A 24,931-nucleotide genomic window follows, 5' to 3' on the forward strand; every position below is an offset into this window, starting at 1 on the left:
CCGTATTTATACAGCTATTCGGTTTTGCATCATGGTCAACAGATTATTCAGACGATCCCGCATTTCGCGACGATCTATAATCATATCGATGGCACCATGTTCCAGCAAAAACTCACTGCGCTGGAAACCTTCAGGTAGTTTTTCACGGACAGTTTGTTCAATAACACGCGGCCCGGCAAAACCAATCAATGCTTTCGGCTCAGCCACATTGATGTCGCCAAGCATTGCCAGACTGGCTGACACGCCCCCCATTGTCGGATCAGTCATTACAGAAATATAAGGAATACCGGCATCTTCAAGTTGTGATAAAACCGCACTGGTTTTGGCCATTTGCATCAACGAAAACAGACCTTCCTGCATGCGTGCACCGCCACTGGCAGCGAAACAGATTAACGGCAATTTTTTGGCCAGTGCAACCTTTGCCGCACGGACAAACTTTTCGCCGACGACTGACCCCATTGACCCCCCCATAAAGCCAAAATCAAATGCAACAACGACTACAGGTAACCCCTTTAAGGTACCTTGCATGGCTAACAGAGCATCATTTTCACCCGTTGTTTTTTGTGCCTGGGTGATACGGTCACGATACCGTTTGCTATCTTTAAATTTAAGCGTGTCAACGGGTTTTACTTCAGTACCAATTTCCTGACGGTTGGCTTCATCAAGAAAACTTTCCAGTCGAACGCGGGCATTAATCCGCTGATGATGGTCGCATTTTGGACACACCATCTGATTTCGCTCAAGTTCTGCCCGGTAAAGCACATTGTCACATGCCGGGCATTTGCACCAGACACCTTCCGGCACAGAACGACTGCGACCACTGGTGCGGATTTTAGACGGAAGTAATCTTTCAAACCAACTCATTTTGTCACCTTATCTCTCATTAAGCCGTGACGCTTGCTAAATCACGCGCATTAATTGCATGACGCATTTCGGCTAATATACTTGCAACTGCAGCAGGCAGTTCCTGTGGACGATTGGCATGTTCTTCAATACAGCGTACCAAAGTACTCCCAACGACTACAGCGTCAGCGACCTGGGCTACTGCCGCTGCCGAACGACCATCTCTGATACCAAAGCCAACGCCAACAGGTAACGACGTGTATTTACGAATTTCTTCGAGTTTGGCAGTTACTTCATTAATTTCCAGCGCAGCCGTACCGGTCACACCTTTAATGGATACATAATAAATAAAGCCTTTGGCATATTGAGCAATTTTCTGCATTCGCTCAGCAGAGGTCGTCGGTGCAACCAGAAAGATAGTGTCGATATCGTGTGCATCCATCAAACGTTTGAACTCGTCCGACTCTTCTGGCGGCATATCCACTGTCAGGACACCATCCACACCGACCGCCTGTGCTTTTTTGGCGAACGTTTCGTAGCCCATCGCCTCAAGTGGATTGGCATATCCCATCAATACCAGCGGAGTATGGTTATTTTTTTCTCTGAATTGTTTCACCATATCCAGAATTGAATTCAGCGTAACATCATTCTTCAATGCCCGCTCGCAGGCTTTTTGGATCACCGGACCATCTGACATCGGGTCTGAAAAGGGTACACCCAACTCGATAATATCAGCGCCAGCTTCAACCAGCGCATGTAGCAATGGTACCGTTACCCATGGTTCTGGATCACCCGCCGTGACATAGGGAATAAGTGCCGTTTGCCCATCTGCCTGAAGATTTTCAAAACATTCTTTAATACGACTCATTTTATATTCCTCAGAAATTCAGACCAGCCATGGCTGCAACCGTATGCATGTCTTTATCACCACGTCCTGAAACATTTATAAGGATACTTTGATCTGCCGACATCGTTGGGGCTATCTTGGAAACATATGCTAATGCGTGACTGGTCTCCAAAGCGGGAATAATCCCTTCGGTACGCGTTAGTTCATGGAATGCATCCAAAGCTTCGTTATCCGTCACGGTGACATACTGCGCACGACCAATATCTTTTAACCACGCATGTTCAGGCCCCACACCAGGATAATCCAGTCCAGCAGAGATCGAGTGTGTTTCAGTTATTTGTCCCGCAGCATCCTGAATCAGGTAGGTACGGTTGCCGTGTAAAACACCCGGTGTACCGGCGGATAAGGGAGCCGAATGCTGGCCGGTTTGCAGACCATGACCAGCGCCTTCGACACCAATCATTGCAACTGATTTATCTTCAATAAAGGGATAAAACAGACCAATAGCATTTGAACCGCCACCGATACAGGCAACCAATGCATCCGGTAACTTACCGGTAGTATTGATCATTTGCTGACGCGCTTCACGCCCGATAACAGATTGAAAATCACGTACCATGGCCGGATATGGATGCGGCCCGGCAACCGTGCCAATAATATAGAAAGTATCATCAACATTCGTGACCCAATCTCGCAAGGCTTCATTCAAAGCATCTTTCAGTGTTTTAGAACCTGACTGAACAGGCACGACTTCTGCCCCCAGCAGCTTCATGCGATAGACATTCTGTGCCTGACGTTCAACATCTTCAGCGCCCATGTAAACGACACATTCCATTCCCAGTCGCGCAGCAACCGTTGCCGTAGCAACACCGTGCTGACCGGCACCGGTTTCAGCAATAATACGGGTTTTGCCCATCCGTTTCGCCAGCAACGCCTGGCCGATTGTGTTGTTTACTTTGTGCGCACCGGTATGATTGAGGTCTTCGCGTTTTAAATAAATCTGCGCGCCGCCTAACTTTCGTGTCCAGTTTTCGGCATGATAAATTGGTGAAGGCCGACCAACAAAGTCGGCCAGATCTTTATCCATTTCAGCTTGAAAAGCTGCATCGTTTTTATATTGTTTGTAGGCTTCTTCAAGCTCATAAATAGCGCCCATCAAGGTTTCGCCTACAAAGCGACCACCATAGGGCCCAAAATGACCTAACTCATCCGGGTAATGTTTAAAGTAATCATCAATCTGTGTCTCAGGCATTTGCCACCTCTCGCATGAATGCGCTTATTTTATTATTACTTTTAAGTCCTTTCGACTCTTCTACTCCGCCACTCACATCCACTGCATAAGGCGAAACCTGCCGAATAGCTTGTGCAACATTTTCAGCTGTCAGGCCACCCGCCAATATCAATGGCTTGCTAACAGCCGTAATCATTGACCAATCAAACGTCTGACCGGTTCCCCCGGGCACACCATGTTGATAACTATCCAGCAATAAGGCGGATGCTTCCGGGAATCTTTTATCCGCCTGTTGCAAGTCTGCTACTGACTGCATACGTATTGCTTTGATATACGGCATTTTGAACTGCGCACAAAACTCTGCAGATTCATCACCATGAAATTGCAATAAACCTAGCGGTACCTGTTCAAGCGTTTGCCAGACTGCCTCAGCAGTTGCATTAACAAATAAACCCACATTGCTGATAAAAGGTGGTAACTGCGCTGTAATTGCGGCGGCCTGCTCTATTGTCACGGCTCTGGGACTCGGCCCATAAAAAACCAATCCGATAGCATCCGCCCCGCTTTTCACAGCAAATTCAGCATCTTGGCGACGCGTAATGCCACATATTTTAACGCGGGTTCTCATCTGAGGTTATCAGCTTTCCAAATGTTAGCCTGATACTTTACCAGAGCACTGGAAAACCTGACACTGTCGGCAATAAATATTCGTCGGGATAAACCACATCTGTCAGATAAAGACCTTGAGGTGGTGCGGTGACACCGGCCATTTTCCGATCCCGGCTTTGTAACACTTCCAAAGCCCATTCTGCCTGTCTTTTTCCTTCACCTACCGGAACCAGTACACCTAATAAGTTACGTACCATATGATGAAGGAATGATTTTGCTTCAACATCCACAGCAATGCAGTCATCACGTCGAGTAACAATTAATTTATCCAAGGTTTTAACCGGACTTTTCGCCTGACACTCCTGTGCTCTGAAGGCAGAAAAATCATGTTGTCCAAGCAACAAATCAGCAGCCAGCTGCATTTTATGTTCATCAAGAGATTTGTAAACCCACCACATCCGCTGATGATGTACGCTGGAACGACTGTCACGATTGAGGATTAAATAACGATAGCGGCGTTTGCTTGCACTGAAACGGGCATTGAATTTTTCAGGAACAGGCTTGACCCACTTAATACAGATATCATGTGGAAGGTTGGAATTCAGTCCCAACAACCAGTTACGGTCTTCGCGCATCGCCTCGGTGTCAAAATGAACAACCTGATTTAATGCGTGGACACCAGTATCAGTCCGGCCTGCAGCAAAAACTTCCGTCTGTGCATCAGCGATCAATGAAACTGCTTTTTGCAACTCACTCTGAACGGTGCGCTGTCCTGGCTGAAACTGCCAGCCATGAAACTGGCTGCCGTCATATTCGACACCTAGGGCTATCCTCACAGATGAACCGTTATATCAAAGAATCGAGCAGTTCTTGCGCTCGTTTTTTCTGTTCATCAGTGCCCTGCTCAAGGACTTCCTCAAGGATACCTCTTGCACCCTCAGGATCGCCCATATCCTTGTATGCCTCTGCCAGATCTAATTTAGTTTCGGCTTCATCTATTGAATCAAAGTCGCTGAGATCAAAGTCCAGCTCTTCATCGTCTAAACTGCTATCCAGATTCAAATAATCTTCGATAACATCATCAGTCTCTGTTGCAGGCTCATCTTCAATTTCAAAAGCAGATAAATCCAACTCGTCAGAATCAAGTGATATAACTTCCTCAGACTCATCTGAGGCAACTTGCTCTGCATCTTCTTCAGATTCATCAATAGCCAAATCCAGAATGTCGGGGGCAGATGAATCAGGCTGCAAGACATTATCCTGATCTAAATCTATTCGTAAATCGTTGTCATCTTCAGCAAACTGAACATCCGGCTCCTCGGTTTCAATTTCTGTATCTTTTTCTGCCACTTCATTGAGATTAAATGGCAACAAGTCTTCCTCATCACGCTGATACACTTCATCACCCTGTGAAGATTGAGCCGAATCGGTTGTATAATCGTCCAGATTGAAGTCTATATGATCGGATTCTTCCGTCTCAGCAGAGGAATCCAGTGGTTGTGGTTGTTCTGTAGCGCTGTCTTCTTCAATATTGACTCTGGCTTCCTCTTGCACTGTACTTTCTTCATCCATTGCTTCTGATTGCTCAGCAAATAATGGATTATGTGGCAGTAACTGATTGCCCCAGTTTCTGATCTCTGGCCACTGAGGATGGGTTTCATCAATCCCAGTGGTATTCAACAAGGCAATGAAATCTGCAGATTTTTGCTGTTTGTAGTACACAAACATCAATTTTGCAGCAATATCGTTATCGTCGGGAGCTTGATGATGAGCCTGTTCAAGTGCGGTCCCTGCCTGCACATAGTCCGCATAACCGACAAACATTTCTGCCTGTTCGACCAATTCTTCAACTGTTTTGGTTTTGCTTTCTACCGAGGTGTTTATCTCATCTACTGATGGCGCGACAATATTGACAGTGCCCGCTTCGGGGTCTGCTTTGACAGGTTTATTTTTTTGGATTTTACTGACGGCATCATCCCAGCTGACTTCACGCTGGCTGCGACGTAAGATCATCCACAAAATTAACAGTAACAGTAATACCGCAAGCAAGGATTCAACCTTATGGGCTATGACAAAAGCCTGGACCCTTTGGTAAAGAGAATCCATCTGCTGCTGGTCAAGATCCAGCATCTGGGCAGCTTCATCAATGGCAACATCAACCTCTGCTGAGGCTGTTTCCAATTCTGTTGGATCAGCGGTACTTTCATCCAGCTGCGTATCCATTTGTTCCGCAGCCTTATCTTCATCAGTTTCAGCTATAACGCCATAAGAGTCTTCATTCAACTCTGGTAATGCTTCACCCTCACCTAAGATGCCTGAGACAGATTCGCCATTGTTAATCTCAACAGGTTGCCAATCATTATCGTCATCACTCTTAGGAGTGGCATCTTCGGATAAAGTATTCAGATTTGCGATATTGTCAGCTTCACTGCCTTCCAGAATGGCATTAGCTTCATCGACGAGCGTGGCTAAATCCATCTGCGATTCATCCTGCTCTAGCAAGCTCTGCAGTCTTGCCATATCTGCATCTTTCAGAGAAATAAGACGCCGCATGGTATCCAGCTGGCGTTCCATCGCATCCATACGATTTTTAAAATCAATATTTTCCTGAGATTGGGCCTCTATTGTTTCCTGGGCCAGAGTCAGTTGCTCACTTATTTTTTGTAAATCAGGGTCACCATTAATCTCTGGATCAGCATCAAGCAGGCTGTTTTCTGTAGCTGCAATTAATTTCAAACGGGCACTCTCTGCAGCGGCATCTTCCTCATCGGCTTGCAATGAAGCTGATTCGTCATCAGGATTCGCTACAGCATTATCATCAGCTTCCGCATCAATTTCCGGAGAAGCCTCCTCATTTACTGATATTGATGGTGCTACTTCATTTGCGGTTGGTACTGGCGTAACGGCCTGTGAACGGTTTCGCCATGTAGCATTTTGCTGATCAACCGTCTGTTTTGCTTCGCTGGCAGAAATGCGAGTAATTTCGTCTGTTGAAGGAATTCTAAGCGTACTGCCCGCATAGAGACTGTTAACATTATTTTGCTGAAATGCCCGGGGATTTGCGTTAAGCAGAGCTAACATCATCTGCTGCATTGTAATATTTGCTGAAGGCCTGGTTCTCTCTGCAATGCTCCACAAGGTGTCACGCGAGTGTACCTTATACTCAGACACGTTATCACGGCTTGCTGTCCATGCCGTTGGTTCCTGGCGTGACGCTACAGGTGTTGGTTGGCTTCGCTGGGAAAGAGATGAACCTGATGGCGCACGACTTGCCTGATTACGATACAACTCTTTAGGCGGATCCAAAAGAACTGTGTATTCGCGTAGTAATTTTCCCTGGCCGGTCGTTGCTGCCAATAAAAAACCCAGAAACGGTTCTTTAATTGGCACATCAGAAGTGATCATTATTCGCGTCGAATTGGCCTCTTCAACCACTTCAAAATTCAGTTGTGTTAGCAGAAAACTTCTATCCAGCCCGGCTCGTTCAAAATCCTGAGTGGAAGCCAACCTGACTTGTAAGTTACCACGCTCATCCTCTCTGAGCGCATTGACAGATATTTCAGCTCTGAAAGGTTCATTCAGAGCTGAATGCAGGGTTATCTGTCCAAGTCCAAAAGCGTACCCGGTTAAGGGAGTTAATAAACCAAGTGCCGTAGCTACCGACAAACTGGCCAACGTTTTCTGTTTCATTTAACTCCCCTTCCTTGACAATTCAGCAATGCCTAGAGGTATTTATCGACCAGAAGTTCGGCGATTTGTACACTGTTCAGTGCAGCCCCTTTACGGACATTGTCTGAGACGACCCATAAATTCAAACCGTTTGGATGTGAAATATCTTCCCGGATACGCCCTACATATACAGGATCCTGCCCCGAAGATTCTGTGACAGCGGTTGGATAACCACCATCTTTATGCTCGTCAACCACTACGATGCCTTCAAATGCTGAGAGCAATTCCTTGGCTTTTTCAGCCGTAATTTTATCTCTGGTTTCAATATGAATTGCTTCTGAGTGACCGAAAAACACTGGCACACGAACCGCGGTAGGATTCACCTGAATATCATTATCCCCCATGATTTTCCGAGTCTCCCACACCATTTTCATTTCTTCTTTGGTGTAGCCGTTATCCATGAAGACGTCAATTTGCGGAATCACATTAAAAGCGATTTGTTTAGGATAAACTTCAGCTTCAACAGGTCGACCATTTAACAACGCCGCTGTTTGCTTAGCCAATTCGTCCATAGCCGGTTTACCACTTCCGGATACTGCCTGATAAGTACAGACATTAATACGTTTGATGCCAACCGCATCATATATGGGTTTTAATGCCACCAGCATTTGAATAGTTGAGCAATTGGGATTGGCAATAATACCCTTCTTTTTGTACCCCACCACAGCCTCTGGATTCACTTCCGGCACAATCAAGGGTACATCATCGTCATATCGAAACTGTGAAGTATTATCAATAACGATACAGCCTGCGGCGGCCGCTTTGGGTGCATAAATTTCAGAAACACTGGCACCTGGCGAAAACAAACCGATCTGCACTTTGGAAAAATCAAACTGGGCCAGATCTTCAACTATTAACGATTTGTTACCAAACTGTACGGTTGAGCCAGCCGAGCGTTCGCTGGCCAAGGCATAGACTTTACCTACAGGAAACTTACGCTGATGCAGGATCTCAAGCATGGCTTCACCTACCGCACCGGTCGCCCCTACAACAGCAATATCAACTTGTTTAGTCACAATTCACCTAAATTCTTTTGTTACAGCGCTGCCACAACGGCATCGCCCATTTCAGCAGTGGTCACACGAGTCGTGCCCGCGGAAAAAATATCTGCTGTTCTCAAACCTTGATCCAGAACTTTACTGACCGCTTTTTCAATACGATCTGCAAAAGCCGGTTGATCAAGCGTGTAACGTAACATCATAGCAGCTGACAGAATGGTTGCCAGCGGATTAGCAATGTTTTGTCCAGCAATATCAGGCGCTGATCCGTGAATTGGTTCATACATGCCTTTACCGTTTTCATCCAGTGAAGCAGACGGCAACATGCCAATCGAGCCCGTCAGCATCGACGCGCAATCAGACAGAATATCGCCAAACATATTGGTGGTCACCATAACGTCAAACTGTTTCGGTGCACGTACCAGCTGCATTGCCGCATTATCAACATACATATGACTTAATTCGACATCAGCATAGTCTTTAGACAAGCTTGTCATGGTCTCACGCCATAATTCCGTGCATTCCAGTACATTGGCTTTATCTACCGAGCACACGCGGCTTTGGCGTTTGCGTGCAATATCAAATGCCACGCGACCGATACGATTAATTTCGCTTTCGCGATAAACCAGGGTGTTGTAGCCTTCTTTTTCACCATTTTCCAGGGTACGAATCCCTCTTGGCTGGCCGAAATAAATACCACCAGTCAATTCCCGCACAATCATTAAATCCAGACCAGCAACGACTTCGGGCTTCAAAGTGGAAGCATCAGCTAATTGTGGATATAACAGGGCCGGACGTAAATTGGCAAAAAGGTTTAATTGTGAACGAATACCCAATAAACCTTTTTCGGGACGTACACTGATATCCAATGATTCCCATTTATAACCGCCAACGGCGCCTAATAAGATGGCATCAGCCTGTTTGGCCATCTGCAGGGTTTCATCTGGCAGTGGGCTGCCGGTTTCATCATAGGCGGCACCACCGATCAAACCATATTCCAGTTCAATATCTAAACCATCCTGCTTGAAAGCATTTAAAACTTTGACGGCTTCAGCAACGATTTCCGGGCCGATACCATCGCCGGCCAATACTGCAATTTTTTTTGTCATGAATGTTATTACTTTTAAAATTTATTATTAGGAAAATAACCACGGCGCCTGTTCACGGCGGCGTGCTTCGTAAGCTTTAATATCATCAGTATGTTTGAGAGTCAGACCGATATCATCCAGGCCTTCAAGCAAACAGTGTTTTTTAAAGCTATCAATTTCAAAATGAAATTTTTCACCATCAGGTAAAAGAATAGTTTGCTCGGGTAAATCAACCGTCAACTTATAGCCCGGTGAAGCCTCAACCTGATGGAATAATTTATCAACCTGTTTTTCATCAAGTTTTATAGCGAGAATGCCATTTTTACTGCTGTTGCTGAAAAAGATATCAGCAAAACTCGGGGCGATAATCACCCGTATACCAAAATCTTCCAATGCCCAAACCGCGTGTTCACGGCTTGAACCACAACCAAAGTTTTCACGCGCCAATAATATGGTACCGCCTTGATAACGTGGTTGATTCAATTCAAAATCCGGATTTAAGGGGCGATTACTGCAATCCTGTCCAGGTTCGCCATGGTCCAGATAACGCCATTCATCAAACAGATTAGGGCCAAAGCCACTGCGTTTAATCGATTTCAAAAACTGTTTGGGGATAATGGCATCTGTATCGACATTGGGCCGATCCAAAGGAATCACTAATCCGGTTTCCACGGAAATTTTTTGCATGTTCACCTCTTACTTTCTTATCGCAGTGCCTTTTGATGGTCAGGTCTTGCCTTGGCATCCGTTTTATTTTTCAAATTAAGGCTTTTCAATCTTCTATGACGCATGTGGCGATGTTATGGCACGTGATATATTTGGTCATTAAAACCTGCAAATAATACCATTGTTTGCATCGGTATATTTGGTTGATGACATTCTGTTTGAGACTTTTTATCGTTCACAACCGTCTCTGTTATGGTAGACAAAATGGCTCTATCGGACAGGTTGAATTTCACTTTCAATCACATCATGCTGTTGAATAAGATCATCAATAGATTGGGTGAAGTCCGCGTCAATTGAGCCTTTTAACACAACAATTTCGACACGACGGTTAGTCGCCCTGTTTTCAGCAGAATCATTGGGTGCCAATGGTCGGGTATCGGCGTAACCTTCCAGCACAAACCGTTCAGGCGGAATGGTATTGTACCTGAGCAACTCATGAACCACCGACGTTGCCCTGGACGTTGATAATTCCCAGTTGGAACGATATCGAGATGTGCTAATCGGAATATTGTCTGTATGCCCGGCCACAGCAATCAATCCATCCGTCTGGGTGAGTACTTCATTGATTTTTTTCAGTATTGGCACAAAGTCCTGATTCAATGTGGCATCACCGGAAGGGAATGAGCCTCGCTCACGTATACGAATGACAATGCGGTTCAGCTGATTTTCAACAACAATCAATCCACGTTCAATTTCAGATACCAGCGCTTGTTTGAACTCCTCGACCTCTTCAGCCACCTGCTTTGCCTGAGCTTCTGCGACTGCTTCAGCATCCATTGTAACTTTTAATACATCGCGAGTTTCATCCGTGGTTTCCTGTCTGACGATATTCAATGGAGTGGGTTTCGGTTCACCCGGACTGAATTCCTGCGCGATGATGCTGGTACCTTTCGGTATCGCTTCGGCCACCACGTCACGTTGCACACCAAACGCTTTTTCCAATGACAACACCACCATTTTATATTTGATAGCATCAATTTCGGCAAAAGATAACAGCAAGACAAAGAAACACATTAATAACGACATTAAATCGGCAAATGTCGCCATATAGGCTGGCAATCCCCTTTTTTGCTGCTTTTTGAAACTTTGCGTTTCAGATTCGCTCATAATTTAAGTCGGCTTCAGGGAGTGATTTAGGCTTCAGCCGGAGCCGGAGCTTCAGCATCCCGCTTGGAGGCCGGAAGGTAATTTTTCAGTAACTCTTCCAGTACTTTCGGATTTTGTCCTTCCTGAATCCCCATCACACTTTCAATGATGATGCTTTTATTCATCAATTCTTCATTACTACGAAGCGCCAGTTTATCGGCCAGAGGTAATGCAAACATATTGGCAATCATGGCACCATAAAGCGTTGTCAGTAGCGCAATAGCCATCGCCGGCCCAATTGACTTTGGATCGGACATGTTTGACAGCATCTGTACCAGACCGACCAACGTACCTATCATGCCCATTGCCGGCGCAGCATCGCCGATTTGCTGGAAAATCTGTTGACCAATACTGTGGCGATTCACCGTTTCATTCATTTCAGTATTCAGCGCTTTTCTGACCACAGCAGGTTCATGTCCATCGACCAGCATGCGGATACCCAATGCCAATGCAGGATTTTGTACCTCCTGTCTTTCCAGTGCCAGCAGGCCTTCTTTACGGGCGATACCTGCCAATTGCACAACACTGGTAATAATTTCAGTAGGGTCTTCAGATTTATGCAAAAACGCTTTGGTCGCTGTTTTCATTGAGCCGATAAACTGTTTAAGCGTAAAGCGCATCATAACCACAGCAAAAGTGCCGCCAATGACGATCATGAATGAAGGGGTATTGATAAATGTACTTGCCGCAGCACCGAGAGCAATGGTGGCGATAATCAGACTCCAGGCGATTAAAAAACCCAGTAAAGTAGCCAAATCCACGTGCTTTTCTCCCTGATTTAAGTCATGCCTGAAGTCATAGAATAAATTCGAGACTAATTGTACCGGATGATACTCAAAATCAACAGTATCAAGTATTCACAGCCCGTTGATGTTTTTTCCGGCGATAAATAATAATCGCTGGCAGCATTGCCATAATAAACATGAATAACAAGACAATTATCGGCCAGATGGTTGGTGTGTTCCATTTAGCTCTTAACTGGTCCCGTAATAGCGGATCGATCCGATGATACTTTAACGTATTATTGGCCATCAAATTGGGCTTAATATTTTTATTCCACGCATGAAAAAGGGTTAATTGTTTGGGATGAAAGCCCCAGACCCAAGGGGCATCATGCCGGACAATATTCACCATTTGGTCGATAATCGCCTGACGTTGCTCCCCATCAGGCATTATTCGCATCTGCTCAAATAACTTATCAAACTCCGGGTTTTGATAATTCGCACTATTTTCACCATTATGAATGGCTTTGGCATTTGGTCCATACAATAGAAACAGAAAATTTTCCGGGTCAGGATAATCCGCACTCCAGCCTATTTTAAATATCTGCGTTTGTCCCCTGCGCATCTTATCCTGAAAGCGATTGTAATCTGTTGATCTAATCACTAACTGAATATTGAGTTTTTGGAATTGTTTGCGCATCCAATCCAGTTGCGCCTTGGCATCGGGACCAACTGCAGCAACATCAAAATATAGCACTAAAGGCTGGCCTGTTTCAGCATCACGCCCTCTTGGATATCCGGCTTCGGCAAGCAGGCTTCTGGCATAATCAACCGATCTGGTTCGTACCGCATTATCCCGCCATTCGTATACGTAGGGATCCAAGCCTTCCCTGCCCTCACGATAACCAAAAATACCTGGTGGAATGGGTCCCTGAGCGGGGATCCCCCGTCCGTTGAAAAAGATAGAAACGAATTCCTCCTGATCAATAGCAATAGCAATTGCCTGTCGTAGTTTACGAGCTCTTTCACTATCACCGCCCACTACCGAATCAAGCATATTGAATCCAATATAATGGGTTGTAGTACCCACTGCAGACTGTAAATCTATGCCCTTTTTCATCATGTCATCGCTCAGTCCAAAGGACCCGCCTGAAGAAACCTGAATGGCCTGTTCAAAGCTATCCGAGGTTAAACCACTGACATCGTAATATCCCTGGATGAATTTTCCCCAGTACGAGGTGCTTTCTTTTTCCAGGGTATAAATAATCTTGTCAATAAACGGCATGGACAGGCCAGCATCGTCCAGCAAACCGGCCGCAGCATCACCGGGGTTCCCTTCTCTGGGATAAGTTTCACCATGAAAATTAGGGTTTTTAATCATCACCATGCGGCGGTTAGGATCATTTTCAATCATGTGATAAGCACCGGTGCCAACCGGATACCAATCCAAAGTAATATTCTTGTCTTGTAGAACTGTCTGCTGATAAAACACATCTGCTTCCCAAGGGATGGGGGCAAAAAATGGCATTGCCAGCCAATATTTCAGTTGTGGATACTGGCCATAAACCGTAATTTGGTAACGATAGTCGTCAATAGCCCGTACGCCACTAATCTGCAATGCTTGTAAATCAATGGGCTGATTTTTTTGATGCATTTTGCCAAGTTCTGCAGCAAAATCCCCCAGCCCTAAGATATGTTCACTCATTAAGCCCAAAATAGGTGAATGTACTTCAGGATGAGCCAGACGCTTTATTTGATAAACATAATCAGAAGCTTTCAATTCCCTAGTCGCTTGAATGGGAAAATCCATGATGGTGGTTATCTTGCGGGCAGTTTGTTCATCCAAATCCCGGTAAAGCAATTGTCCAGATTTATCGCGAGCAAATGCCGGATGCGGCTGATAAGCGATTCCCGGGCGAATGGTGATGGTATAACGTGAAAAGGCGACATTTTCTGCAGTCTGTTGTGATGCCGGTATCAACTCACCATTTTTATCAAGCAGCTCAACTTCAGGCATCATCGCTGCAGTCAGAGGCTCTAACTGATATGGGCGCTTGAGGTAATGATACTGAAAAGGTGGCTCATAAATTTGTGCAGTAATCAGACTTTCGTTCGCTGCGTAGGAACGGGCAGGATCCAGATGCTTTGGACGCAGCATAAATGAACTGTAACTGACAGTTGCTTCACTTTCTGCAGCCGGGTATGGAGAGTTTATAGCTGATAGGTCACACCCTGACAGTAATGCAAATAACAGTGTGTAGAGCAATACAGTAAATCGGCACATAACATTCCAGGTTGGATCCAGTTAAATAGCGAGTATAACGGGATTGTACGTTGCCTGCCTCTTCCAGTAGCAGCCAAAATCAGGTAAGTTTATCGGTTTTAAATTTCTGGAGTACTTCATGGGTTTTCTACAAGGTAAACGGGTATTGATTGTTGGCGTGGCCAGCTCGCGTTCTATCGCTGCCGGTATTGCGCATGCGATGGCTCGTGAAGGCGCAGAACTGGCTTTTACCTACCAAAATGACAAACTCAAATCACGTGTTGAAAAAATCGCTGAAGAATGTGGCTCCAATCCAGCATTAATTTTCCCTTGCGATGTCAGCAGCGATGAACAGATCAATGCTGTTTTCGATGATCTGGCCAAACAATGGGATGGTCTCGACACAATTGTTCACTCAGTGGCATTTGCCCCACGCGAACAGTTACAGGGCAGTTTTGTTGACAGCGTGACTCGCGAAGGCTTTGCTGCTGCACACGACATCAGTGCTTATAGTTTTGCTGCATTGGCGAAAGCAGGCAAAAATATGATGGCCGGCCGAAATGGATCATTACTGACTTTAAGCTACCTGGGTGCCGAACGTGCCATTGATAATTACAACGTTATGGGCGTCGCCAAAGCAGCCTTGGAAGCGACTGTCAGATATATGGCTTACTCTTTAGGCCCTGATGGTATTCGAGTCAATGCTGTTTCCGCCGGGCCTATCAAAACTTTAGCTGCAGCGGGGATCGGCGATTTTGGCAAGATGCTGGCTTATGGCGAACGTAATGCACCGCTGCGTCGCAATGTGACCATTGAGGAAGTGGGTAATGTTGCCGCTTTCCTATGCTCAGACCTTGCATCCGGTGTGACTGGTGAAATTACCTACGTTGATGGTGGATACAACATCGTTGGCATTGGCGACAAGTAATCTAACCGATGTACATTTAGTTAATAAAAACAGGGCGTTAAGCCCTGTTTTTGTTTTAACCATTGCAAATTAAGGACAGCTCATGCCTCACTCACATGCCGTCATTTTATTAGCTCTAATCATCTTGAGTGCCATTAGTGGTGTTTTATTTGGCTGGTTTTTTGGTGAGTTGTCATTGCAAATCGGCTGGATGGGCGATTTATTCCTCAATGCACTTAAAATGATCATTATTCCTCTGATTGTGGCCTCGGTCATCAGCGGCATTGGGGCACTTGGAGATGTCAGAAAGCTGGGCCGTTTAGGTGGTTCAACCATTTTTTATTATGGTCTTACAACGGCTGTTGCTGTCTTTATTGGCTTGGTAGTGGTCAATATTATCCAACCTGGTGCTGGAATAGAGCTTGGCAATGCCACAGTTCCAGAGCGTATTCTTGAAAAACAGGGGACCGGCATATCCGATATTTTCATGTCACTGATTTCACCCAATCTGTTTGCCTCAGCTACCGAAATGCAATTATTACCAATCATTGTTTTTGCCATATTGTTTGCCATGGCACTAACGACTATTGGCAACCGCTCTAAACCGGTATTTGCGGTTTTTGATGGCATTAATGAAGCTATGATGAAACTAGTGATATGGATCATGTATTTTGCTCCCATCGGGATTTTTGCGTTGATTGCTGCGCGCATCGGTCTGGCGGGTGGTGGTGAAGAACTTTACAAAGAAATTCAAGCCGTAGGCTGGCATGTCGTCACCGTATTGACTGGCTTATTTATTCATTTTTGTTTTCTATTCTTACTACTTCAACTTATTGCCGGTAAAGGCTTTAGCTATTTGATTGGCATGAGCCGAGCCTTATTTACCGGTTTTGGTACGGCAAGCTCAACCGCTACCCTGCCATTAACAATGGAGAATGCTCGCGAAAATAAAGTCAGCGATAAGGCCATCAAGTTTGTATTACCACTTGGCAGCACAGTAAATATGGACGGCACAGCACTCTATGAGGCAGCAGCCGTATTATTTATTGCACAAGCCTATGGAATTGATTTAACCATGACCCAGCAGGTGATTGTGTTTATCACTGCAACGCTGGCTGCAATCGGGGCAGCGGGGATACCGGAAGCGGGTCTGGTGACGATGGTAATCGTACTCAGTGCCGTAGGCTTGCCTCTGGACGGTATTGCATTGTTACTGGCAGTAGACTGGTTTCTGGATCGCTTTCGTACCGTCGTCAATATATGGGGTGACAGTGTCGGCGCCAAAGTCATTGATACACTGGTCATAAAAAAGGCGCTATAAGCGCCTTTTTTTACTCATTCCAGAAGTAATAATTATTCTTCATCGGCAGAGGTTACACGCGATTCGTAAATCTTAATTTTCGCCTCACTGCGTAATGCGCTGAGAAAAGCGGCCATTTCTGCACTGCCATTCAGGCGTGTTAAGTTTGAAACCAAACCATCACGGACTTCAGGCTCGATATCGTCAATTGCCCCCTGTTGCACATCACTTACTGCGACCACAACGTAATTACCATTATCTGCTGTAAAGCCCGCATATTGCGTTGACTCCGCGTTAGGTAACGTAAATGCCTGATTGAGGATTTGGGCACTGATGTTCTGACTATCACGACTATAAAATGCGGCCGGCTGCCAGTTATCAACAAATACCTCGTTTGCCGGGGCCCCTGATTTTAATTCCTGTAATCTGGCTTCGCCCTGAATATATGCCAAATCACTGGCACGTTGATAACGAATTTGCTCGGTAATTGCGGGAGAGACAGAATCAAATGGCAGTAACGTCGCATCCACATAGCTGTTCTTACGGATCACAACCAGTCGGGTGTCAGATAATTCAATAACCTGACTGTTCAAATCTTCATTTAGTACATCATCAGAAAATGCGGCTTTTATAACTGCCTGATTTTCAGCAATACCACTCCCACCAGAGCGCGTAAATGAACCGGAGGTATTAATCTCCAATGCTAAAGCTTCTGCAGCAACATCCAGGGTCTCAGGATTTTCATAAGTAAGATTGGCCAGTTCTTCAGCTTTATCATAAAACTGACGCTCAGCCTGCTGACGTCTGTATTGCAAGGCTACTTCATTTTTAACATCAGCAAAATCAACATTGCTGGATTTATCAATATCAGTCAGTTTAATGATGTGATAACCGAACTCTGTTTTAATCGGCTCGGAGATATCTCCTACATTTTCTAAAGCAAATACCGCTTCTTCGAACGTCGCTTCCATCACATCACGTTGAATGGTTCCCAGATCACCACCAGAAGATGCTGAACCGACATCTACAGAATAAGCTTCTGCGAGTTCTTCAAAGCTCTGCCCCTCTTCAAACTTGGTTTGAATTTCAGCGAGGATTTGCTCTGCTTGTTCATTATCCTCAATCAGAATATGACTTGCGCGACGCTGTTCCGGGCCGACAAACTGGGTTTTATTATCAATAAAATATTGCTGTAGTTGTTCATCGTTAACGTCAATCTGTGACGAAACCGTATCAAGTGACAATTCAAGATAATCAACCGAGATCTGTTCCGGAGTGGTATAGCTTGATTGATTGGCGTTATAAAAATCACGCACATCACTTTCATCAACTTCTACTTCGCTCAGGAAGTCTTCAAGTTTTATCACACCATAAGCGATTTCACGCTGCTGGTTTTCAAGTTTCAACAGTCTTTCAACTTCAACTTGAGACACTACAGTACTGCCTTCAATATTCTGGACAAGTTGCTGCCCCAGAAGGTCATTTCGCAAAGATGCTTCGTAGGATGCCGGACTGAATCCAGCACGAGCCAACACCATTTGATACTGCTCGGTATCAAAACTTCCATCGCGTTGAAAAGCCGGGGTCTGCTGAATAAACTGGGCAATTTGACGGTCACTTATTCGTTGCCCCAGCTTATCAGAGGCTGAACGAATCAAGCGTTGCTCAATAAGATCATCTATGACTGCATAGCGTATTTCAGCACCATCAAACATATCGGGATTAAATTCATCTCCCATCATTTGCCGCATTTGTTCACGATAACGCTGAACTGCCTGTAATAATTCAGAGCGGGTGATTTCCTCACCATTTACCTTCGCTACTACCGCATCACTTGGTCCGGTGACATAAGAATTCACCCCCCAAAGTGCAAAGGGAATGCTGATTAAACCAACAATAAACCAAGCAATCCAACCTTGGGCGCGATCACGTATGAAATGCAACATAGCAGTGAACCTTCTTCACGAGTGTGGGTTAATTTAAGCAAAAAAAAAGGCGCATAGAATGCGCCCTTCTTTTGTATTGGCGGAGCGGACGGGACTCGAACCCGCGACCTCCGGCGTGACAGGCCAGCATTCTAACCAGCTGAACTACCGCTCCTGATATTCCTGGTGGGTGCTGAGGGGTTCGAACCCCCGACCCTCGCCTTGTAAGGGCGATGCTCTCCCAGCTGAGCTAAGCACCCCAGAAAAAAGAAACTAGTTTACAGCATCCTTAAGCGCTTTGCCAGCTTTAAATGCAGGAATTTTAGCAGCTGCAATTTTGATTTCTTCGCCGGTGCGTGGGTTACGGCCAGTACGAGCAGCACGCTCACGAACAGAAAAAGTACCAAAGCCTACCAAAGTAACTTGATCGCCTTTGCTTAACGCTTTTGTGACTGCAGAAGTCACGCCATCAACAGCCAGAGCCGCTTTTGCTTTTGAAATGTCTGCGGCCGCAGCAACTGCATCGATTAATTCAGATTTATTCACAGCTTAATTCCTCGTGTCGTTTATATATTATGTGTTCAAGTCCCAAAGGACACACAACACCTCGGCGCGTCTCATTGGTTGTGTGTATCTAACTACAGCAAAAACAGTGTGTCAAGACAGTAAAACATTAGCATCATTCGCCATGGACGATTTTTTGTGAACCACCTCTAAACTCATGCTAAATCAGTACTTAAGCCTTTACTCATATAGTCTATGCTTATTTTAAGCACCAACCGATTGGGCCAAAGCAACATATTGCTCAACAGACAAGGTTTCCGGACGTTGTTTGGGATCGATACCCTGCCTCTCCAACTCAGAGAGGGAAACACTATTTTTCAAAGTGTTAGCGATGGTTTTTCGACGTTGACTAAATGCCTGAGTGACTAAAGTACCTAAGGTTTTGATGCAGACATCGCCCCCAACAAATTGCTTCCTTGGTTGTAAATAAATGATTGCTGAGTCCACTTTAGGTGGAGGGTCAAAGGCAGTAGGTGGCACAATAAATAATTGTTCAGCCATGCACTGATATTGAATCATTATGCTGAGACGACCATAGCTTTTATTACCTGGTGCGGCACAAATGCGCTCTACAACCTCTTTTTGCAGCATAAAGCACATGTCTTCAATCAATGTTGCCTGATCAAGTAAATGGAACAATAGAGGGGTGGTGATGTTATAAGGTAGGTTGCCAATCACTCGCAATTTTTCATCGTTCTGTTGCAACTGTTTAAAATCAAATTCCAATGCATCAGCCTGATGAATACACAGATTCGTTGACTCACTGAACTGATTTTTAAGTATTGGCACCAAATCACGATCCAGTTCGATCACATCCAATCTTGCAGAATCGGCCAGTAAAGCTGCGGTTAACGCGCCACGTCCCGGCCCTATTTCGACTAAGTGCTGATCTTTTTGCGGGGATATCGCGGCGATAATATCGGTTATTACCGCTTCATCATGCAGGAAGTTCTGACCAAAACGTTTACGGGCTTTTGGATAAGATCGTTGCTCACTCATGGGATATTTTTATTTTGCGACATTGTTTCAGCCATATAGATTGCTGCCTGCAGACTTGTCGCACTGGCTTTTCCTGTGCCGGCAAGATCCAGAGCTGTACCGTGATCAACCGAGGTACGAATAAATGGAAGACCCAGTGTGATATTAACGGCATCACCAAAGCCTTGATGTTTTAAAACAGGTAATCCCTGGTCGTGATACATAGCCAGCACGGCGTCATAGTCTGCCAGCCTGGACTTCACGAAAATCGTATCGGCGGGCCAGGGACCGGTAATATCATATCCTTTTGCCTGCATGTAGTTTATGGCCGGCTCAATAACAGTTTGCTCCTCAGTCCCCAAATGGCCGCCTTCACCTGCATGCGGATTTAAACCACAAACCGCTATACGCGGCCGTTTTAATCCAAAACTGTGCTGCAAACTGTCAACCAGAATATGCATAATTTGTTGCAGGCTTTCCTGAGTAATGGCATCACTCACTTCACGTAGAGGTAAATGGGTGGTTGCCAAGGCGACACGAAGCTCAGGCGTTGCCAGCATCATAACGACTTTATTGACACCAGCACCATCGGCAAAAAACTCGGTATGCCCACTGAAAGGTATGTGCGCGTCATTGATCACACCTTTATGAACTGGTGCCGTTACAACCGCATCAAATGTATTATCAAGACAACCATCCAACGCAATTTGTAATGATTTTACAACGTAGACAGCATTAGCCGTATTCAACTCTCCAGCAACGACTTTTCCGGTTACTTCACAAGGAAGATAGACAATATTGCCTGCAATACCGGCCTCAGGTGTTTGACTAGCGTCAAATTCAATTAATTTTATCGGCAGGCCTAACGTATCGGCACGCTGCTGCAAAACAACGGGATCGGCGATAACGACTATTTCACTCTGCTGAGCAGTCTGAGCCAACTGAATACAGAGATCTGGTCCTATACCAGCAGGTTCCCCCGCTGTCAGCGCTATCCGGCGAATGTCACTCAAAGGTCACGGTACTCAATATAAGCCTCATCACGCATGGCTCTTAACCAGCTTTCCATTTCTTCTTCAATTTTACGTTGCTTGAGTTGTTCCCGGGCTTTATTCCGATTGAATTCATCAGCCATATTCTGTTCACGACGTTCTTCCACCTGAATCAGATGCCAGCCAAAACGGCTTTGGAAAACGTCGCTTATTTCCCCCTCAGCCAATGAGTTCATCACTTCCTCAAATTCCGGCACCATCACGCCCGGACTGGTCCACCCCAGACTTCCGCCGTCTATTGCAGAGCCGGTATCCTCAGAATGCGCTCTGGCCAACTCAGCAAAACTTTCACCATTCTGGATTCGCTCACGCAATTGCTGAAGTCTGTTTTCCGCCGCTTCATCGGTTACCAGCTCATTGGTTTTAATTAAAATGTGACGTGCCTTGGTCTGTTTGACCAAGTGTGTTTCCTCACTGCGTTTTTCAGCAAGTTTAACCAGATGAAAACCACTGCCACTGCGTATAACATCACTAACTTCACCGACAGCCAGGTTTGGTACGACACCGGCAAATAAGGTAGGCAGTTCTGCTTGTTTGCGCCAACCCAGCTCACCACCTTCCAAGGCATTTTGACCATCAGAATAACCAGCTGCAACCTCCGAGAAATCTCCCCCCTGATCCAGCAAATCCTGAATTTCAGCTAATTTCTGCTCTGCAGCCTGAACCTGTTCCGGTGCAGGCGCATCGGGTAAAGCGACTAAAATATGCAGCAAGCGAAAAGCCTGCTCGGAATCACCCTGCAGGTTCTGCGTTGCCAGAAAATTATCTACTTCACGTTCAGAAACCACAATCGAATCCTCAATCTCGCTTTTACGCAGGCGGTTTATCACCATCTCTTCACGAATAGTTTCGCGAAATTCAGCAAAATCATATCCGTCGCTCTCCAGAGCATCACGAAATTGCCGCAATGTAAGATTATTATTTTCAGCGATTTGTCTGATAGCCGCATTCAATGCATCATCAGCCACCCGAATCCCACCCATTTCAGCTCGCTGAATTTGCAATTTCTGCATGATTATTCTTTCAAGCACCTGACGACGGAGAATGTCCGAGGATGGAATAGTGGCATTACGTTGGCGAAGTTGTTGACGGACGGTCTGTTCCATTTCAACCAGTTCACTGTCTAATACGACTTCGTTATTGACGACAGCAACAATGCGATCCAACGGTGCTGCTAAAACGCTGTTAGCAAGCAATAAGCCGACAAGCAGATATTTAATCATGAACTATTCAAACTCCGTAAATTGATGGTCGGTATTATAGCGGTTCAAATGGCCTCAAGCCTAAAGAACCTTCGTTGCAGATTTCTGGATTAAAGACAAAACATTCCGTTAGAAAGTTGAATATAGTGGACGAAAATTATTCATACCCGCGAATACTGTCTTCAAGAAGACCATCTGACTTCTTACCAAAGCGCCCCAAACCTTTTAGCTCGATTTCGAAGAAGATAGCTTTAGTACGGTTTTCATTACCAAACTCATCATTATCGATACCAATAAAATTAGTGTCTTTAACATAATCTCTGTAAACAATGCGGGTAGCCCAACAGCAGCTATGATATTCAACTCCAGCTAATGTTTCGAGTGTGAGACTGTCTCTTAATGATCGATAATAACGACCAATAACACTCCATTGGTCATTAATCGGCACACTGCCGGATACATCAATCTGATCTAGCGGAAACTGGTTATCTCCATCATCGCGACGATAACGATGAGCAATATTAAATACGCCACCATCCTCATTACGATAACGTAATTGCAACGATGACATACTTGACTGTGTAGTATCCGGATCCCATTGAATTTGACCCGCCAAAGCCCACTCTTCACTAATGCTTGCTATTGCCTCGGCAATGTAATCAGAATCAGACGAAGTCTCTCGCACATCTGGCCTTAAATTGACTCGGCGATCAGAAAAATACTGAATTTGCCCCAGAGTCACACTTAACTTCTCACGACCGGTTTCTTCATCAATAAAACGACTGGTCAAGCCAACTGTTACCTGGTTGGCATCTCCGATTCTGTCAGGTCCAGTAAAGCGTTCATGACTAAACATACTCCCCATACCAAAAGTACGAAGATTAGTATCGAACAATGGAATATCATCCTGATCACGGTATGGAATGTAAAGATAAAAGGCTCTTGGCTCTAGTGTCTGGATCATTTTGTTACCGGCAAAATTCAGCGGTCTTTCGAAAACCAAACCACTGTCCAGGCTTACTACCGGCAAAGTGCGGTTAATACTGCTTTCTTCAAATTGAGATTGCCCACTTAAATTATCAAGAGAATAGTAACTTTGTTTTAACGCCACCCTTGGTGTGACAAAAAAACCAGCTGTGCCCATTGGCAAACTAACTCCGGGCTCAATATTTAAGCGTTGTCCTTTAACCAACTCGTCATGATCAAAAGCTGTAAATTCGGAATTAAACTCATAGCTAAGACCATATGCCTGATCAGGTAACAGACCTCGAAGTGTTAATTGTGGTAAACGTTGATAAGGTTCTTCAACTTCTCGCAACAGCGTTTGATAGCCTTGAACCCTGGCACCAAAATTCCAAATATCACCGTAATAATTCACATTGAGTAAGCGATTTAAATGCGTGGTGCTGCTTAAGCTGAGATTGTTGCTGAAATCTTCCAGATAATCCCTGTCAGAAACATAGTTATAATCGACCTGAGTGCGCCAGCGATTTGCATAGCGACCATCCTGCTGAAATGAGAAATGTTTTCTGTTTTGGTTATAGTTGGGATTAATTTCATCCCCATTTTGTCGCAAGCTGTCACTGCCCAGAAAGCCAGCATCAATTATCCCTTCCGACTGCGAAGTCAAATAACGATATTCCCCGATGAGCATCAAACCTCGATCAGACATATAACGTGGTGTCAGGGTCGCATCCATATCCGGTGCAATGTTCCAGTAATAAGGAGTACTGACATCAAAACCGGTTTCATTGGAATTCCCAATTGAGGGAATTAAAAAACCAGATTTACGTTCATCACTTAATGGAAAGCTGATATAGGGTGTATAAAAAACCGGGACATCCATCATGCGAAGCACAACATCATAAGCCCGGCCCACGCCCTCTTCATGATCCAGATCGACCTCTCCGGCTTTTAATTTCCAGAAATCGTCATTTTCCATACAAGTTGTATAGGTGGCGTTTTTTAACTGCGTTGATTGCACACCCTGCCGGTTCACATGGCTCGCTTCACCGCGTGCATTCATCTGTTTCATTTGATATTTAGCATCAATCAGCGTGCCACGATCTTCATCAAGATTCCATTCCGCCTGATCACCGAATATCGACATCTGGCTATCACGCAACCGCACATCACCCTGAGCAGTGACCTTACCTGTGGTTTGGTTATAAGTTGCACGATTGGCATTGAGTTGTTGCCCACCGCGACGAACATCTACTTTGCCGGTAAATACCGAAGTACCCAAATCAACCAGCTGAGCAGTGTCAGCTTGAACATCAACGTCACTTTCTGCAGTGAGCGCATCTTCGGGGAGAAAAAAATCAGCAGCCGGTCGGGGACAATGACTAGGTACATGGTATGGCTCTGCGGAAACAAGAGGAGCAAAACAGGAAACAAAACCTGCAGATAACATTATCAGTTTGCGCATCAACATCCCCGATCAGCCTTGATGGTCGAAAAATCGGCCATCTCCATTCAATAAACAACTGCCAATTTATCGCACAGAAATGTGCTTTCATCAAATCCCCTATCTAATTAAGATAGCTAAAAACAATATATTGACCATTCATCAATAACTTAGCTCTACTATGGCATTCCTGCTCGCTTCACAGCCACCACATTCTCCGTGGAACCATCAGCAGTTCATGGAAATATTTTCAAATATTCTGTTGACAGAGAAAAACTCAATCCCTATAGTATGCGCTTCCTTTCGGGGGCTATAGCTCAGCTGGGAGAGCGCTTGCATGGCATGCAAGAGGTCGGCGGTTCGATCCCGCCTAGCTCCACCAAGAATCGAAAGA

At 45.2% G+C, this 24,931-nt stretch carries 20 protein-coding genes and 3 tRNA genes; 3 read left to right on the forward strand and 20 right to left on the reverse strand.

Annotation, left to right across the window (positions count from 1 at the left end; genetic code table 11):
* Positions 1–6: 6 nt before the first annotated feature.
* The 12 genes from accD to B2W60_RS13935 all read right to left on the reverse strand — a co-directional run bounded on the left by accD (position 7) and on the right by B2W60_RS13935 (position 14,223).
* Positions 7–864 (reverse strand): acetyl-CoA carboxylase, carboxyltransferase subunit beta, encoded by an 858-nt coding sequence (gene accD / locus B2W60_RS13880; protein ID WP_292359048.1) that lies wholly within the window; start codon positions 862–864, stop codon positions 7–9.
* A 19-nt stretch (positions 865–883) separates the two neighbouring features.
* Positions 884–1,711: a tryptophan synthase subunit alpha gene (gene trpA / locus B2W60_RS13885; RefSeq protein ID WP_292359046.1), complete on the reverse strand. Its 828-nt coding sequence runs from the start codon at positions 1,709–1,711 to the stop codon at positions 884–886.
* Positions 1,712–1,721: 10 nt separating this feature from the next.
* A complete protein-coding gene (gene trpB / locus B2W60_RS13890; RefSeq protein WP_292359044.1) occupies positions 1,722–2,942 on the reverse strand; it encodes a tryptophan synthase subunit beta in 1,221 nt (406 codons plus the stop codon).
* On the reverse strand, positions 2,935–3,549 hold the full coding sequence (locus B2W60_RS13895; RefSeq protein WP_292359042.1) for a phosphoribosylanthranilate isomerase: 615 nt from the start codon (positions 3,547–3,549) through the stop codon (positions 2,935–2,937). The genes trpB and B2W60_RS13895 overlap by 8 nt, the downstream gene beginning before the upstream one ends.
* Before the next feature lie 37 nt (positions 3,550–3,586).
* Positions 3,587–4,366, reverse strand: coding sequence for a tRNA pseudouridine(38-40) synthase TruA (gene truA / locus B2W60_RS13900; RefSeq protein ID WP_292359040.1), 780 nt, complete (start codon positions 4,364–4,366; stop codon positions 3,587–3,589).
* Positions 4,367–4,376: 10 nt separating this feature from the next.
* Entirely contained in the window at positions 4,377–7,220 is a 2,844-nt protein-coding gene (locus B2W60_RS13905; RefSeq protein WP_292359038.1) for a FimV/HubP family polar landmark protein, read from the reverse strand.
* Positions 7,221–7,252: 32 nt separating this feature from the next.
* On the reverse strand, positions 7,253–8,275 hold the full coding sequence (locus B2W60_RS13910; protein ID WP_292359036.1) for an aspartate-semialdehyde dehydrogenase: 1,023 nt from the start codon (positions 8,273–8,275) through the stop codon (positions 7,253–7,255).
* 20 nt (positions 8,276–8,295) lie between these two features.
* Positions 8,296–9,366 (reverse strand): 3-isopropylmalate dehydrogenase, encoded by a 1,071-nt coding sequence (leuB, locus tag B2W60_RS13915; protein WP_292359034.1) that lies wholly within the window; start codon positions 9,364–9,366, stop codon positions 8,296–8,298.
* Positions 9,367–9,393: 27 nt separating this feature from the next.
* Complete coding sequence (gene leuD, locus B2W60_RS13920; protein WP_292359032.1) at positions 9,394–10,032, reverse strand: 3-isopropylmalate dehydratase small subunit; 639 nt, start codon at positions 10,030–10,032, stop codon at positions 9,394–9,396.
* Positions 10,033–10,281: 249 nt separating this feature from the next.
* The gene (locus B2W60_RS13925; RefSeq protein ID WP_292359030.1) at positions 10,282–11,178 is read right to left on the reverse strand and encodes a flagellar motor protein MotB; all 897 of its coding nucleotides are present in this window, start codon (positions 11,176–11,178) and stop codon (positions 10,282–10,284) included.
* A gap of 26 nt (positions 11,179–11,204) precedes the next feature.
* A complete protein-coding gene (gene pomA / locus B2W60_RS13930; protein WP_292359029.1) occupies positions 11,205–11,978 on the reverse strand; it encodes a flagellar motor protein PomA in 774 nt (257 codons plus the stop codon).
* Between the two features lie 88 nt (positions 11,979–12,066).
* Positions 12,067–14,223, reverse strand: coding sequence for an ABC transporter substrate-binding protein (locus tag B2W60_RS13935; RefSeq protein WP_292359027.1), 2,157 nt, complete (start codon positions 14,221–14,223; stop codon positions 12,067–12,069).
* A gap of 118 nt (positions 14,224–14,341) precedes the next feature.
* Here B2W60_RS13935 and B2W60_RS13940 point away from each other — a divergent pair, with 118 nt between their 5' ends.
* Complete coding sequence (locus tag B2W60_RS13940; protein ID WP_292359025.1) at positions 14,342–15,130, forward strand: enoyl-ACP reductase FabI; 789 nt, start codon at positions 14,342–14,344, stop codon at positions 15,128–15,130.
* A gap of 82 nt (positions 15,131–15,212) precedes the next feature.
* Positions 15,213–16,430, forward strand: coding sequence for a dicarboxylate/amino acid:cation symporter (locus B2W60_RS13945; RefSeq protein ID WP_292359023.1), 1,218 nt, complete (start codon positions 15,213–15,215; stop codon positions 16,428–16,430).
* Between the two features lie 32 nt (positions 16,431–16,462).
* Here B2W60_RS13945 and B2W60_RS13950 read toward each other — a convergent pair whose 3' ends face one another.
* The 8 genes from B2W60_RS13950 to B2W60_RS13985 form a co-directional block, all read right to left on the reverse strand.
* The gene (locus tag B2W60_RS13950; protein WP_292359022.1) at positions 16,463–18,355 is read right to left on the reverse strand and encodes a SurA N-terminal domain-containing protein; all 1,893 of its coding nucleotides are present in this window, start codon (positions 18,353–18,355) and stop codon (positions 16,463–16,465) included.
* Positions 18,356–18,432: 77 nt separating this feature from the next.
* Positions 18,433–18,509 (reverse strand) — tRNA-Asp (locus tag B2W60_RS13955).
* Between the two features lie 9 nt (positions 18,510–18,518).
* Positions 18,519–18,594, reverse strand: a tRNA-Val gene (locus tag B2W60_RS13960).
* Between the two features lie 13 nt (positions 18,595–18,607).
* Entirely contained in the window at positions 18,608–18,880 is a 273-nt protein-coding gene (locus B2W60_RS13965) for an HU family DNA-binding protein (protein ID WP_014707392.1), read from the reverse strand.
* A gap of 222 nt (positions 18,881–19,102) precedes the next feature.
* The gene (gene rsmA / locus B2W60_RS13970; RefSeq protein ID WP_292359019.1) at positions 19,103–19,897 is read right to left on the reverse strand and encodes a 16S rRNA (adenine(1518)-N(6)/adenine(1519)-N(6))-dimethyltransferase RsmA; all 795 of its coding nucleotides are present in this window, start codon (positions 19,895–19,897) and stop codon (positions 19,103–19,105) included.
* Positions 19,894–20,889 carry a 4-hydroxythreonine-4-phosphate dehydrogenase PdxA gene (pdxA, locus tag B2W60_RS13975; protein ID WP_292359017.1) on the reverse strand — a complete coding sequence of 332 codons (996 nt, stop codon included), beginning with the start codon at positions 20,887–20,889 and terminating at the stop codon, positions 19,894–19,896. The genes rsmA and pdxA overlap by 4 nt, the downstream gene beginning before the upstream one ends.
* The gene (locus tag B2W60_RS13980) at positions 20,886–22,151 is read right to left on the reverse strand and encodes a peptidylprolyl isomerase (protein WP_292359015.1); all 1,266 of its coding nucleotides are present in this window, start codon (positions 22,149–22,151) and stop codon (positions 20,886–20,888) included. The genes pdxA and B2W60_RS13980 overlap by 4 nt, the downstream gene beginning before the upstream one ends.
* A 136-nt stretch (positions 22,152–22,287) precedes the next feature.
* Entirely contained in the window at positions 22,288–24,558 is a 2,271-nt protein-coding gene (locus tag B2W60_RS13985) for an LPS-assembly protein LptD (protein ID WP_292359013.1), read from the reverse strand.
* A gap of 285 nt (positions 24,559–24,843) precedes the next feature.
* Between B2W60_RS13985 and B2W60_RS13990 the strand changes: the two genes are divergently transcribed.
* Positions 24,844–24,919: transfer RNA gene (locus tag B2W60_RS13990), tRNA-Ala, on the forward strand.
* Positions 24,920–24,931 lie beyond the last annotated feature (12 nt).

Source organism: Methylophaga sp. UBA2496 (genome assembly GCF_002341635.1).
Taxonomy (GTDB): Bacteria; Pseudomonadota; Gammaproteobacteria; order Nitrosococcales; family Methylophagaceae; genus Methylophaga.